The organism is Rhizobium sp. S163 (assembly GCF_030380805.1).
Taxonomy (GTDB): domain Bacteria; phylum Pseudomonadota; class Alphaproteobacteria; order Rhizobiales; family Rhizobiaceae; genus Rhizobium.
In genome coordinates, this window is sequence record NZ_JAUDSA010000015.1 from 68,489 (window position 1) to 80,813 (window position 12,325).

Sequence of the window (12,325 nt, forward strand, 5' to 3'; positions counted from 1 at the left end):
GCGCCTGGCTGCCGACTTGTCAGGAATTCGCCGCGGAGGCTGGCAAGCGGTCAATCGGGCAAGGGTATGAACTCTCCACGGTCGTTTGAAGGAAGGTCAAAACGTCCCTCGCCCCATTTTCCAGCGCGCCATTCGGCCTTCGCTTCTTCGATACGTTCCATTGATGATGCAACGAAATTCCACCAGATATACCTTGGCCCGGAGAACGTCGCGCCCCCGAGGATCATGATCCGAGCACCCCGTTCCCCGGCCGCGACGGTTATACTGTCTCCGGGACGGAACACCATCATCTGCATCGTGCCGAACTCCTTCCCGGCGACCGAGATCGAACCTTCAACGACGTAGATTGCACGATCCTCGTGCTCGTCCGGCATCGGCAGACGAGCGGCAGGCTCCAGCTTGACGTCGGCGTAGAATGTCTCCGAGAGCATTCTCGCGGGGGCGTTCTCGCCGTAGGCGTTCCCAAGAATCAACCGCGCAGAGACACCCTTGTCTTCGATCAAGGGAAGCGCGTGCTTGCCATAATGCTCAAAGGAAGGCGTCATGTCCTCGTGGCTATCAGGCAGGGCAAGCCACGTCTGTATTCCGAACAGGCTGCTTGGGCCGCTTCTTGCCGCCGCGCTGGTACGCTCCGAGTGCGATACGCCTTTGCCCGCGACCATCCAGTTCAACTCACCTGGCCTTATGATCTGGTCCGCACCGGTGCTGTCCCGATGGTGAAAATCGCCTCGGTACAGGTAAGTGACTGTGCCAAGGCCGATATGCGGATGGGGTCGAACGTCGACGCCCTGCCCGGTCAGGAATTCGGCAGGACCTGCCTGGTCGAAGAAGATGAACGGGCCGACCATCTGTCGGTTCGGCGCAGGCAGCGCGCGTCGGACTTCGAAACCACCGAGATCGCGGGCGCGCGGAACGATCAACGTCTCGATCGCCTCCACGCCGACCTGATCAGGGCAGCCTGGTTCGATCGTGGGGTTCCAGCTCATTTGTGACGTCCTCTTCTTTGGCCAATGATCATTCATTCATTGCGAGGAGCAGGAAACGCATGGCGCCCCTGCTCCTCAGTTTAGGCCTGCTTACGCTCCAGCACCAGCCTTAGGTGGATTGGTGTTCAGCAACTGCTGCTCCCAAAGATAGGCGATGCCGCTGCCGCCAGAATGCTGGACGATGACATCGGTGAGTTTTGCAGCCTGTTCGGCACGCGCCCAATCACGCTGCCATTCGGCCGCGAGCGCGAGCCAGGTCATCATGTTGACCCCGGCTGCGATCATGCGCTGGATTGCGACCTGATGCGCCTCGGACGAGACTGCTCCCGAAGCGTCTGTAATGACTGTAACATCCCAGCCTTCGCCCGCGGCTTGAATTGCCGGCATGGCAACACAAACCTCCGTCCAGAGGCCCGCGATTACCAGTTGCTTGCGGCCTGTGTCCTTCACCACATCGACGACCTTCGGATCCTGCCAGGTGTTGATCAGCGTCCGGTCGATGATTTCCTGGCCTGGGAAGACGTCGGCGATCTGCGAGAACAGGTTGCCTCCGCGCTCCGCGATCACCGTGGTGAGGATGGTGGGAACGCTAAAGGCCTTGGCCACCTTTGCAAGGCCAACCGTGTTGTTGACCACCATCGTCGGTTCGTGACTGTTCACGTTCGCAAGCTGATACGGCTGATGGTCGATGAGGACAAGAACCGAATCTTCGGGGCGGAGAAGCGAGGCGAGGCCGTTACGAAAGGTCATGAAATATCCTTTTGATGGTTCGTCGAAAGATGTGAACGCGTCCGTGGGACGGCGATCCACGAAAAGCTTGTCATTGACATCCTTGATGCGGTAGCCCTCGAAAACGAGAGCTGTGTTGCAAAAAGGGGAACGCCAGATGGAATTCGACGATCTCAGGACCTTCACGGAAGTCGCTGACGCAGGAGGGGTCACACCAGCTGCGCAACGGCTAGGCATCTCCAAATCAATGGTCAGCCGGCGCATCGCTCGTCTCGAGGCGGAACTTGGCGTACAGCTCGTCTCGCGAACAACGCGCGGCATCGCACTGACTGAAGAAGGCGCGACGTTTCGCGATTACGCGGCAAGGATCTCGGCGGAGATCGATGCAGCGCGCGAGACGATCCTGCCTGCGGGCGAGTTGCGCGGGCGACTTAGGGTTGCTGCACCTCTGTCGTTCGGGCCGACGCACTTTGCTCCCGTCCTTTCTCAAATGGCGCGCCGACACCCGCAGCTACACATCTACTCGTGTTACACCGACCGCTTTGTCGATCTGATCACGGAGGGTTTCGACTGCGCTATACGGATTGGATACCTGCCCGATTCCAATCTCGTTGCCAGGCGCGTCGGGCCGCTCTGCGGAAGGTTCGTCGCAAGCCCGGACTATATCGCAGGGAATGGTTCGCCCGAGACGCCAGACGAACTCCTAAAGCATGAGGCGCTCATGCAGGGAACGGAGATTTGGCAGGTGACCGACGGCGACGCGGTGCTCAACATCCGACCACAAGGCCGGTTCAAAGCCGACAATGGAGTGGCGCTGCTCGCAGCCGCTTTGGAAGGGCTAGGCATTGCCAGACTTCCCAACGGGCTTACGGACCCGCACGTTGCATCAGGAGCTCTCGTCGAGGTGATGGCGAAGCACCCACCGCCTACCGCCGGCATCTTCGTTGTCAGGCCCCCAGGGCAGCATCCTGCCAAGAAGGTCCGTGTGCTGACGGAGATGCTGATCGAATGCTTTGACGCCGGCTCTTAGGAGCGCGTCGACCGCTCCGGCGCAAGGTACTGCGAAAAGAAATCAGGCCGGATCTTCGAGATCGCGTGGCCCTCCGCCGCTCTCGCCCTGATGTGAAGGGTCGAAGGTAAGTGCTATGAAGCCCTGTGCGGAGAGCCTCTCGGCGTAGAGCGCTCCGATCTGTTCCTTGACGCTGCTGCCCGGCGTCGAAAGGACGATCGCTGGATATCTGCCACCCTCGTCAAACTCCCGCGGCAGGTAGACATTGCCGACGACCTCGATATCTCTGTTCCTGAACGAAACCTACTTGTTCATACGGTGGCCCTTCTTTCTCTGTTCATGGGGTCATCACGACCCGCCCCAGGGGCCTGGCCGTCTCGGCGTACTCGTGCGCGTGCGCAGCGTCTTCGAGCGCGAAAGATCGGTCGATCACGACGTCGATCTTTCCGGCTGCGGAGGCAGCAAGGAGATCATCGACGCTGCCGTGCACCGAAGGCCGTTCCAAGATGGATCCCATGAATACCCCGTGCAGCGTCTGATTGTTCTGCATCGGCTGCCATAGATCGACATCGAGCTTTCCGCCGCCGGCATTTCCGAGAAAGACGAGACGCCCTTCCGGTGCGAGTGCGCAAAGTGAAGCTTGCAATGTGGAGCCGACTGGGTCGATGACCAGATCGACGCCCTTCCCATTGGTCAGTCGGTGCGCTTCTCCTACGACGTCATTGTGAAGGCGATCGACGACGAAGGCGGCGCCGAGTTCGAATAGGCGAGCCTGCCTTTCGCTCCCGCTTGCCACCGCGATCACGGTCGCTCCTGCCCGCTTGGCGAGCTGTACCGCCGCCAGCCCCACGCCTCCAGCCGCGGCGTGGATGAGGACGGTTTCGCCGTCCCCGACACCTCCTCGGGTGACCACGCTGTGATAGGCGGAGCCGAAGGAGATAGGCAGCACGGCGGCTTTTGCGATATCGAGGCCCGCAGGAACCAGCCACGTTCGTGAAGCAGCGACGGCCCAGAGTTCAGCATGCGATCCCTGCATGCTGAAGGCAGCGACCTTTTCGCCAACGGCACGGGTGGTCACGCCCTTGCCCACGCTCACGACCGTTCCAGCCGCTGCATATCCGACCACCCACCGGGGTACTTGGGACGTCGATCTGCGATTGATCAGATCTCCGCCTTCGATGGAGATCGCTTCCACCCTTATGAGGACTTCGTCCGGCCCGCAGACCGGATCAGGCACGTCGACGTATTTCAGCACTGACGGTGGTCCCGGATTGTCGTAGACGGCGGCCTTCATCTTCACTCCATTCTCAAGAAACGTATTGAGACATGTAGGTAGTCCACAGTCGTGAGAAAGGGCTCCCTGTCGGGAACGCCGTGTTGCGCGACTTGCAACGGGCAGGATGCAAAGCGGTCGCTGTTCCCCGTCGTGCAACAAGCTGTCGCATTCACCGCCACTTCAACCGCTGCGCTGGAGCCACGAAATAGGCCGGACACCCTGTCGGGCGCATCCGCAGAGCCGCGGACCTCCCGAATTCACGGCTACGAAGAAAGGAACCGAATCCTATGATCGATTTGAGTGGAAAGCGCGCCTTGGTCACGGGCGGCTCGCGCGGCATCGGTGCCGCCATCGTGGAAGCGCTTGCGGAGAATGGTGCCGATGTGGCGTTCACCTACCAACGTGCGGCCGAAAAGGCTGCGGCGATTGCCCGGTCCGTCGAAAGCCACGGCCGCCGAGCCGTCGCCGTCCAGGCCGACAGCGCAGACCCGCAGGCAATCGCGCGGGCTGTCGGAGACGCCGTAGCTCGGCTGGGAGGGCTGGACATCCTCGTCAACAGTGCAGCGATCGGCCATTCGGGAAACATCGCCGATCTGGACCTGGACGAATATCAAACCCTCATGGACGTCAACGTTCGGGCACCGGTGCTGTTTGCAAAGGCGGTCATCCCGCATCTGCGAGACGGCGGCCGTATCATCACGATCGGTTCTGCGCTCGGCGAGCGGGTACCCTTTAAGGGTCTAACTCCTTACGCCATGTCGAAGGCGGCACTGACCTCCTTCACGCGCGGCCTTTCGCGTGAGCTTGGGCCGTCCGGCATCACCGTGAACCTGGTGCAGCCTGGGGCGACGGACACGGATGCTAACCCGGCCGACGGCGCGGCAGCAGACTTCCAGCGAAGCCTGACGTCGCTGGGACGCTTTGGCGAGCCGAAGGAGATCGCAAACGCCGTTGTATTCCTGGCAAGTTCCGCCGCGAGCGTCATCACAGGCGCGACGCTCACCGCAGATGGCGGCGCGATCGCCTAAGCCACGTCCCGCTCAAGCACGACCTTTCTTAACGAAGGGCCGTGCCGATCGCGACGTCCGAAGGAGCGCGCGCGATAGAGAGGCGGCCCGAACGGGCTTGCTGACGGGCCTCGTCACGAGACGTTCCGCCTCATCACTCCAAGCAAGCCAGTCAGGCCCGGAGCAGACTTTCTTCCTCGACATTCGCCGCCACGACGTGGGTCCTTGGCCGGCCGGCATGTCTCAAGGCGCTGGGGTCAGGGCTCTGAGCGGATACAGCCACGACAATAAATAACATTCAATGGCGTTATTGTTCGATCATCGCGACGCGCTCACCGCCATTGTCGGCTACCGTAGCCACCTGTTGAAGCTTTGCTCTCCTGAGCTTCAAAAGATGTTGTCCAATCATGAGCAGTAGGCACGTCATGATCGTCAAGGTTACAACAATGTATCCTACCATCAGCCACCACAACATTCGATTTCCCTTCGCCTACCATTCGTTCGTTATAGGCGCTACTTGGAGCGGGAAATTAAAGCGACTATCGGACGAAGGTCCTATGCTGGATCCGCAAAAAGATCGATCTGGATTAGGGTTCCACGCGAAGGTGGCATCGCCTCGCAAGCCGAAGAGCGTCTTCTTTCAGCTGCAAAATTAGATATGCCTCTACCGTCTATCATCGGCCGTCACAGAGACTGAACCCGAACTGTTGCTTCAGTCATGATCGAGATTTGTTCATCGAGATGCCGAAAGCGTCGCTGTCATTCTCGACCTCCTCCTGCTGCATCATATGCCTTCCTGAACTGTTCGATGCGCGGCCAATTCTCGCGGATCCATGACGTGAAGCCTTCCAGCGCCGGAAGCATTCCCGCGCCCATCTCCGTCAACTGGTACTCGACACGTGGGGGAACCTCGGGAAAGTAATGCCTGACGAGCAGCCCGTCTCGCTCCAGGTTTCTCAGTGTGAGCGTCAGCATCCGTTGCGTGATGCCCTCAATACCCTTCTTCAACTCAGAAAAGCGCAGCCGATGGCCGTCAGCGACAGCCAGATGCGACATGACGAGAATGGTCCACTTGTCGCCGAGGCGTGCCAGCACGCTGTTTGGTGCGCATGGCCGAAAGTAGGGCTTGCTGTTTCTTTCCTCGTACGGCCGACCGTGTATCTGCTTTTCCAAAAGTATCACTCCTGTGCCCAAGGCTGAAAAATGTGCCGTCTTCCGGGCTTTTCACAAAGGTATATATGAGTAACCCTTGTTCAACACGTGGGTAATCAAATGATCGACAAGAGCCTTCCTATTTTGGTGTTCGGAGCGACTGGTCAACAGGGTGGATCGGTTGTGACCGCCTTGCTGCGACGAGGATGGTCGGTGCGGGCACTGGTTCGCGATGCGTCTTCTGCCAGAGCGCGTCTACTCGCCGATGCAGGCGTGGAGCTGAAGCACGGCTCATTCGATGACACTCTTTCCATCAAGGCAGCAATGATCGGCGCCTATGGGGTCTTCAGCGTTCAACCGAGCTCTCCTGGGGGTGCGGTAACCGACGAGGAAGAGGTTCGCTACGGCATGACCATCGCCGACCTCACGGCAGAATGTGGCATCGGTCATCTCGTGTACACGTCTGGCGGCGCGGTACGTGACGAGCCATCCGGGGTGGCCCATTTCGACACGAAAATGCAGATCGAGAAACATATGCGCGCGCTTGCGATCAGATCGACCATTGTGCGTCCCGCGACCTTCATGGAACTCCTGACAATGCCGGGCTTTGGATTGAACGAAGGCAGGTTTGAATTCTTCATGCGTGACGACCAGAAAATGCAGTTGATCGCGGTCGACGATATTGGAAAGATCGTCTCGGAGATTTTCGAGCAGCCGGAGAAATTCGCCGGCCAGACCTTCGAGATTGCTGGCGACGCGGTCACAGGGCACGACCTGCAACGGTTGTTTTCCAACGCAGCCGGCCGACAAATTCCCTACGCACGGTTCGGCGAGGCCCGCCTCTGCGAGAGCCCGTTTTTGAAAAAGCTGACGGAGATGATGGACGAAGGCAGGCTAGCAGGAGGCGCAGACCTCGCCGTAATGCGCAAACTCAATCCAGAGCTTCAGTCGTTCAAAGACTGGCTGGGCGGGCCCGGGCGTTCATCGTTCGAGCAGGCGCTGGCTTCCGCAAAACCCTGGGACTTCGAGAAATGATTATCCGCCGAACGGATGGCATCATCCGTGGATCGGTCGTAATGCCCTGGATTGCGCCAACGGATGGGTCGGCGGGCGCAGTCGTGTCAGGACGACTGCGCCATCGAAATAGCCCCCTTGCGATCGTACTCTTCCTGAGAGCGCTCCATGGCGGCAGCGTTATCCGTCGCCCACTGGTAAAGCGCTGCAAACGGCTCGCGCAGGGTTTCGGCCATTGGCGTGATTGAATACTCGACCCCGACAGGGGCTGTCGGCAACACATGTCTTCGAACCAATCCGTTTCTCTCGAGACGCTTGAGAGCGTCCGAAAGCGCCTTATGCGTGATACCGTCGAGCCGACGCATGATCTCGTTGAACCGTGACGGCTTCGTGCACAGTACGCTGAGGATCAGGATCGACCATTTGTTGCCCACCTGTTCGAGAACGGGCCTTGCCCGTCTTGCGTCGATCAGTGCCTCATCGATGCGCCTCTTGGTCGATTTCCCGGATCCTGCAACGGCAGCGCTCGGCATCTTGGTTTGATCGGGCACCGGTATACTCTCCTATATCTGCTTTACGATCGGTGCGTATTCTGCACTAGATATAAGGCATATATCTAACTCCTCGTGTTCAATCGCAAGGAGTTCACGATGAAACTCGAAGACAAGATTTCAGTGGTTATTGGCGGTGGAAGCGGGATCGGAGCTGCGATCGTATCGCGCTTTGCAGCCGAGGGTTCGACGGTATACGCCACCAGCCGCAAGGCAATCGAGGCAGCCCATCCGGAGCGCGTAGTCCCGATCGTTGCGGATGCCGGCCAGGCGTCTAGCGTCAGGGATGTCTACGAAAGGGTACGTAAGGAAAGCGGGCGTATCGACGTCCTCGTTCTCAACGCCGGTATCTCGGAATATGCCGAGCTTGGCGACATCTCCGAAGACATCTACGACAGAATATTCGGCTTGAACGTGCGGTCGCTTCTTTTCGCTGCACAAGACGCGCTGAACCTCATGCAGGAAGGCGGCTCGATCGTCTTGGTTGGATCTATAGCCGACGCAATCGGTCCGAAAGGCTATGGCGTCTACAGTGCCAGCAAGTCTGCCGTTCGATCTTTCGCCCGCACCTGGGCCAACGAACTTGCGCCGAAGGGGATCCGCGTCAACGTCGTCAGCCCGGGTCCAACCGACACGGCGATGATGGCCGCGACGACAGATGAGGTTCGCGCCGCGCTGACCGCAATGATCCCACTTGGCCGCCTCGGTAGGCCGGAAGAGGTCGCCTCGGCTGCGCTTTTTCTAGCGAGCAGCGAAAGCAGCTTCACGACTGGGACAGAACTGTGTGTGGACGGCGGCGCAACACAGGTATGACGATCTTCGGCGTGGACAGTAGCTTGGTGAGTTCCAGCGTGACAGACACTCCCAGACGGCTCGGCTAGAACCACCCTCCCCGACCATGAAGCCGTTATCATTTGCTGGAGGTAGCAGTGGTGGCGGATGTCATGGTCGATCGTCTCTTGACAGGCGTTTCTGGTTTGCGATGTCGGTTGTCAGCCATCCGGCTTTCTCCAAACCAGTCCTGGAAATCGACGACTTCGACAATCTGCAGACGATGTTCACAGGCGCAATAGAGTTGCGCCTGTGATCGCAGCTTTTGCGGTCCACCGCGACGCAACTATGCCGCCGCCAAATGAGCGCCGCAGAAAGAAATCTATGATTTTAGGCGGCGGTCGGTCGAAATCTCCGTGAGAAGCCCTTATATCGAAAAGTAATACTTTTCAGCAGAGGACCATCCCATGACAATCAACGGCAGCCTTTTGATCGCCGGTACAGAAAAACGCGGCCGGAACGGCGAGTTTTTTGGCGTGGAGGCGGTGACAGGCGCCGCACTGCCGGTTTCTTTTGGCGGAGCCTCTCACGACGACGTGGAAGAGGCCACCCAGCTGGCTTGGCAGGCGTTCGACATTTACCGCGAAACGGGTCTAGAGACGCGAGCCGGATTCCTCGAAGCAATCGCCTTGGAAATAGAAGCCATCGGTGACGAGCTTGTCGTGCGAGCAATGGCAGAAACTGGTCTGCCGCGTGGCAGGCTGGAAGGCGAACGCGCCCGCACGACCGGCCAGCTTCGACTGTTTGCAAAGGAAGTCCGGGAGGGTCGTTTCCAGGAACTGCGTTTTGACGCGGGAGATCCATCGCGCAAGCCAGTGCCAAAGCCGGACCTTCGTTTGCGCAATATCCCGGTCGGCCCGGTTGCGGTTTTTGGTGCTTCGAACTTCCCGCTGGCCTTTTCCGTTGCGGGCGGAGACACGGCTTCGGCGCTTGCCGCAGGCTGCCCAGTTGTCGTCAAGGCGCACTCGGCTCATCCAGGAACGTCCGAGCTTGTCGGTCGCGCGGTCCAGCGAGCCGTCGAAAAGATCGGCCTTCCCTCGGGCACGTTTGCGCTGTTGTTCGACACCGGCTTCGAAGTCGGCCAACAGCTTGTTGCCGACCCTAAAATTCGAGCAGTCGGATTTACGGGTTCCCGCCGAGGGGGGACGGCACTGATGAAGATCGCTTCTGAGAGGAAGCAGCCGATCCCGGTTTACGCAGAAATGAGCAGCATCAACCCGGTCATTCTCTTTGAGAATGCACTGGCCAATCGGGGCGAGCAGATTGCAGCTTCCTTTGTTTCGTCGCTCGCACTGGGCGCCGGGCAGTTCTGCACGAACCCCGGCCTGATCCTGGCAATAGATAGCGAAGGGCTCGACGCGTTCATCTCCAAAGCCCGTGAACTGCTCCCAGAGACTGGAGCACAGACAATGCTGACGCCGTCGATCGCCAAGGCGTTCCGTGAGGGCGTTGGCCGCCTCGAGCAACATGCGCAAGTGCGTATGCTCGCAAAAGGAAAGTCCGGCGGCGAGTATGATGGCGTCGCTGCGCTTTTTGAGACGTCCGCCGCCGCCTTCCTTGCACACCATGAACTTCAGGACGAAGTCTTCGGCGCGGCCGGCCTTGTCGTGCGATGCAAGGATCCTGCAGAGCTCGAGCAGGTCATCGGCGCTCTGGAGGGTCAGCTTACCGTTGCTCTCCATATCGACGAAAAGGATGTTGAAGCGGCGCGCAGGTTGGTTCCGAAGCTCGAGATGCTTGCTGGTCGGCTTTTGGTAAACGGCTTCGGCACAGGCGTCGAGGTATCGCCTGCAATGGTACATGGCGGCCCATATCCCGCAACTGCCGACGGCAGGTCCACCTCTGTTGGTACGCTCGCCATCTACCGCTTTCTGCGGCCCGTTTCGTACCAGGACTTTGCAGACAGCCTGCTTCCTGCAGCCTTGCGAGCGAAATGACAATATGAACGGGCTGCCCAACGGTACCGGGCGGCTTGTTCCCATAGAAGGATATACTGCGGCAATCAAAGAGGCCGGTCCCTCGAGAAGACGAATTGTAGCTTACTCGCGGGCCGTAAACCTCAACCCGCCATTAGTTACGAGCCCTCCAGAGAAGTTTGCTGGACAAAGGATCGATGGGCCTAGACGGAATGCGCGCAGGCCGCTGAAGCCCGCGCGCTCCACCGAGGTGATCGGAACCATAGTAGCGCCGCCTTCCCGCTGGCTAAGACGGGTCAGTACACCGCAATTGCACAATTAGGCCATCGAAGACGGCCTAACGACTATGATGCGGTGCGAGGCCACGAAAGAAACCGAAGATGGCCTTGTCGATGCCAGACTTAGAGGCTTCCAGCGGAAGAAGCATATCGGTGCTCCGGGTCGTGGCAAGTCGGGAAGCGACTAGACGATCGTTGGTCATCGACAAGCCAACCGACCTATTTTCGTGGAGGGTTTCGCTGAGAATGAGGCTGAGAACATCAAGAAAGCCGAAAGGGCCGCCCTTAGTAAATTGCGATGTCTACATGCGTGCTGACAACAAAAAGCTCGCCGAGATGATCGGTAGAAAGCACAATACTGGAGATCGATGTGATGGGCCGGATACAGAAGAACGTACATGCATCTGCTGAGCGACTGCACGAAGCAGGTCTCGTCGACGAGCTCACAATGAGAGAGTTTGACGCGCTTTGCCGCACTCCTTTGCGTGATTGCTCTTTCGATGAGGTCAAGCAGGTCCAAGCACGAACGAAGTCGAGTCAGGACATAGAGCCGCTTCCAAACTCCACCTCTCGGCTCTCGTGAACCTCACAGCGCCGTCCGCACACCGCCCTTCACTGCCTGACATACCATCCAGCAATCTCAGTTCTTCAAGTCAGTGAACAACTTGCGAGCATTGGAAAGACCGGTTGCACAGCCGTACAGCGTCGGCTCGTTGCCTTCGTACTCCAGCGAGATGAAGCCATCATAGCCGGAATCCACGATGGTTTTCACGAGCGACTTCACCGGCAGGTCGCCGAAGCCGAACACCGAACCGCGGATAAATTGCCCGTTGAGCGTCTCCAGCCAGCCGGGTCCCGGGGTTTCGGCGCGCACGTAAAAATCCTTGATATGGACAAAGCTCGCATGCGCGATCGACGCGCGTGTGCCGGTCACTGGGTTTTCATCGACGCAAAGGAAGTTGCCGACATCGAGCGTCATCTTGAAGTTCGGACTATTAACGGCATTCAGCAGGCGTTTGACGCGCTCGCTGGAGTTCATGAAGAAACCGTGGTCCTCGACGCTGGCGGTCACACCGAGGCGCTCCGCATGGTCCGCCACCTCCCGGCAAGCATCGACGATCATCGGAAAGGCTGCTTCGAACTGCGCGGTGGTCGTCGCACGAAGCGACCACGGCACGACATCGTGGCGCAGGAAGCGGACGTCGAGACGGTCGCAGAGCTCGACATAGCGTTTTACCCGGTCGATCTGTGCACGTCGGTCGTCGCCGATAAAATTCCCGGCAATGCAGAGGCCGGAGAGCGGGATAGCGGTCTCGGCTGAGGCTTTGCGCAGGCGCCCGACGCTGTCTTCGTCTTTGATCAGCTCGTAGTTGAGGTCGTCACCACCTGGAGCGATAGACAGCGTTGCAAGCTCTAGGTGTTCGCCGCCATTGTCCCTGATCCAGGTGAAGAGATCTTCTATCTGCATCGAGCCGTCCAACATCAAAGGGCGGAAACTGTAGGAACTCAAGCCAAACTTCATGGGTACTCTCCTCGCTATCAGAACGCCACCATCGGAAACGCGGTTGAGACTGTC

At 59.0% G+C, this 12,325-nt stretch carries 12 protein-coding genes; 6 read left to right on the forward strand and 6 right to left on the reverse strand.

Annotated elements, in window-relative coordinates; translation table 11 throughout:
• Positions 1 to 50: 50 nt before the first annotated feature.
• Both QTL96_RS14915 and QTL96_RS14920 read right to left on the reverse strand, forming a co-directional pair.
• Positions 51 to 986 carry a pirin family protein gene (locus QTL96_RS14915; RefSeq protein ID WP_289728220.1) on the reverse strand — a complete coding sequence of 312 codons (936 nt, stop codon included), beginning with the start codon at positions 984 to 986 and terminating at the stop codon, positions 51 to 53.
• A 90-nt stretch (positions 987 to 1,076) separates the two neighbouring features.
• Entirely contained in the window at positions 1,077 to 1,736 is a 660-nt protein-coding gene (locus QTL96_RS14920) for a hydrolase (protein ID WP_289728221.1), read from the reverse strand.
• A 136-nt stretch (positions 1,737 to 1,872) separates the two neighbouring features.
• Between QTL96_RS14920 and QTL96_RS14925 the strand changes: the two genes are divergently transcribed.
• Positions 1,873 to 2,745 (forward strand): LysR family transcriptional regulator, encoded by an 873-nt coding sequence (locus QTL96_RS14925; protein WP_289728222.1) that lies wholly within the window; start codon positions 1,873 to 1,875, stop codon positions 2,743 to 2,745.
• Positions 2,746 to 3,061: 316 nt separating this feature from the next.
• Here QTL96_RS14925 and QTL96_RS14930 read toward each other — a convergent pair whose 3' ends face one another.
• Positions 3,062 to 4,018 (reverse strand): zinc-binding alcohol dehydrogenase family protein, encoded by a 957-nt coding sequence (locus QTL96_RS14930; protein WP_289728251.1) that lies wholly within the window; start codon positions 4,016 to 4,018, stop codon positions 3,062 to 3,064.
• Between the two features lie 269 nt (positions 4,019 to 4,287).
• Between QTL96_RS14930 and QTL96_RS14935 the strand changes: the two genes are divergently transcribed.
• Complete coding sequence (locus QTL96_RS14935) at positions 4,288 to 5,028, forward strand: SDR family oxidoreductase (RefSeq protein ID WP_289728223.1); 741 nt, start codon at positions 4,288 to 4,290, stop codon at positions 5,026 to 5,028.
• Between the two features lie 738 nt (positions 5,029 to 5,766).
• Here QTL96_RS14935 and QTL96_RS14940 read toward each other — a convergent pair.
• Positions 5,767 to 6,180: a helix-turn-helix domain-containing protein gene (locus QTL96_RS14940; protein ID WP_289728224.1), complete on the reverse strand. Its 414-nt coding sequence runs from the start codon at positions 6,178 to 6,180 to the stop codon at positions 5,767 to 5,769.
• A 99-nt stretch (positions 6,181 to 6,279) separates the two neighbouring features.
• Here QTL96_RS14940 and QTL96_RS14945 point away from each other — a divergent pair, with 99 nt between their 5' ends.
• Positions 6,280 to 7,194, forward strand: a complete 915-nt coding sequence (locus QTL96_RS14945; RefSeq protein WP_289728225.1) for an NmrA/HSCARG family protein — start codon at positions 6,280 to 6,282, stop codon at positions 7,192 to 7,194.
• 86 nt (positions 7,195 to 7,280) lie between these two features.
• Here the strand turns inward: QTL96_RS14945 and QTL96_RS14950 are convergent, their stop codons facing one another.
• Positions 7,281 to 7,706 carry a helix-turn-helix domain-containing protein gene (locus QTL96_RS14950; RefSeq protein ID WP_289728252.1) on the reverse strand — a complete coding sequence of 142 codons (426 nt, stop codon included), beginning with the start codon at positions 7,704 to 7,706 and terminating at the stop codon, positions 7,281 to 7,283.
• Positions 7,707 to 7,823: 117 nt separating this feature from the next.
• On the opposite strand from QTL96_RS14950, the gene QTL96_RS14955 reads away from it, so the two are divergent.
• From QTL96_RS14955 to QTL96_RS14965, 3 genes are all read left to right on the forward strand, one after another.
• Complete coding sequence (locus tag QTL96_RS14955; protein ID WP_289728226.1) at positions 7,824 to 8,537, forward strand: SDR family oxidoreductase; 714 nt, start codon at positions 7,824 to 7,826, stop codon at positions 8,535 to 8,537.
• A 425-nt stretch (positions 8,538 to 8,962) separates the two neighbouring features.
• Complete coding sequence (locus tag QTL96_RS14960) at positions 8,963 to 10,492, forward strand: aldehyde dehydrogenase (NADP(+)) (RefSeq protein WP_289728227.1); 1,530 nt, start codon at positions 8,963 to 8,965, stop codon at positions 10,490 to 10,492.
• Between the two features lie 328 nt (positions 10,493 to 10,820).
• Positions 10,821 to 10,937, forward strand: coding sequence for a hypothetical protein (locus QTL96_RS14965; protein ID WP_289728253.1), 117 nt, complete (start codon positions 10,821 to 10,823; stop codon positions 10,935 to 10,937).
• Positions 10,938 to 11,389: 452 nt separating this feature from the next.
• Here QTL96_RS14965 and QTL96_RS14970 read toward each other — a convergent pair whose 3' ends face one another.
• Positions 11,390 to 12,271: a sugar phosphate isomerase/epimerase family protein gene (locus QTL96_RS14970; protein WP_289728228.1), complete on the reverse strand. Its 882-nt coding sequence runs from the start codon at positions 12,269 to 12,271 to the stop codon at positions 11,390 to 11,392.
• Positions 12,272 to 12,325 lie beyond the last annotated feature (54 nt).

Bases quoted from the DNA above. Each gene is read 5' to 3' on its own strand.
- QTL96_RS14915 (WP_289728220.1), bottom strand. From the start codon at position 986: ATGAGCTGGAACCCCACGATCGAACCAGGCTGCCCTGATCAGGTCGGC.
- QTL96_RS14920 (WP_289728221.1), bottom strand. From the start codon at position 1,736: ATGACCTTTCGTAACGGCCTCGCCTCGCTTCTCCGCCCCGAAGATTCG.
- QTL96_RS14925 (WP_289728222.1), top strand. From the start codon at position 1,873: ATGGAATTCGACGATCTCAGGACCTTCACGGAAGTCGCTGACGCAGGA.
- QTL96_RS14930 (WP_289728251.1), bottom strand. From the start codon at position 4,018: ATGAAGGCCGCCGTCTACGACAATCCGGGACCACCGTCAGTGCTGAAA.
- QTL96_RS14935 (WP_289728223.1), top strand. From the start codon at position 4,288: ATGATCGATTTGAGTGGAAAGCGCGCCTTGGTCACGGGCGGCTCGCGC.
- QTL96_RS14945 (WP_289728225.1), top strand. From the start codon at position 6,280: ATGATCGACAAGAGCCTTCCTATTTTGGTGTTCGGAGCGACTGGTCAA.
- QTL96_RS14950 (WP_289728252.1), bottom strand. From the start codon at position 7,706: ATGCCGAGCGCTGCCGTTGCAGGATCCGGGAAATCGACCAAGAGGCGC.
- QTL96_RS14955 (WP_289728226.1), top strand. From the start codon at position 7,824: ATGAAACTCGAAGACAAGATTTCAGTGGTTATTGGCGGTGGAAGCGGG.
- QTL96_RS14960 (WP_289728227.1), top strand. From the start codon at position 8,963: ATGACAATCAACGGCAGCCTTTTGATCGCCGGTACAGAAAAACGCGGC.
- QTL96_RS14965 (WP_289728253.1), top strand. From the start codon at position 10,821: ATGCGGTGCGAGGCCACGAAAGAAACCGAAGATGGCCTTGTCGATGCC.
- QTL96_RS14970 (WP_289728228.1), bottom strand. From the start codon at position 12,271: ATGAAGTTTGGCTTGAGTTCCTACAGTTTCCGCCCTTTGATGTTGGAC.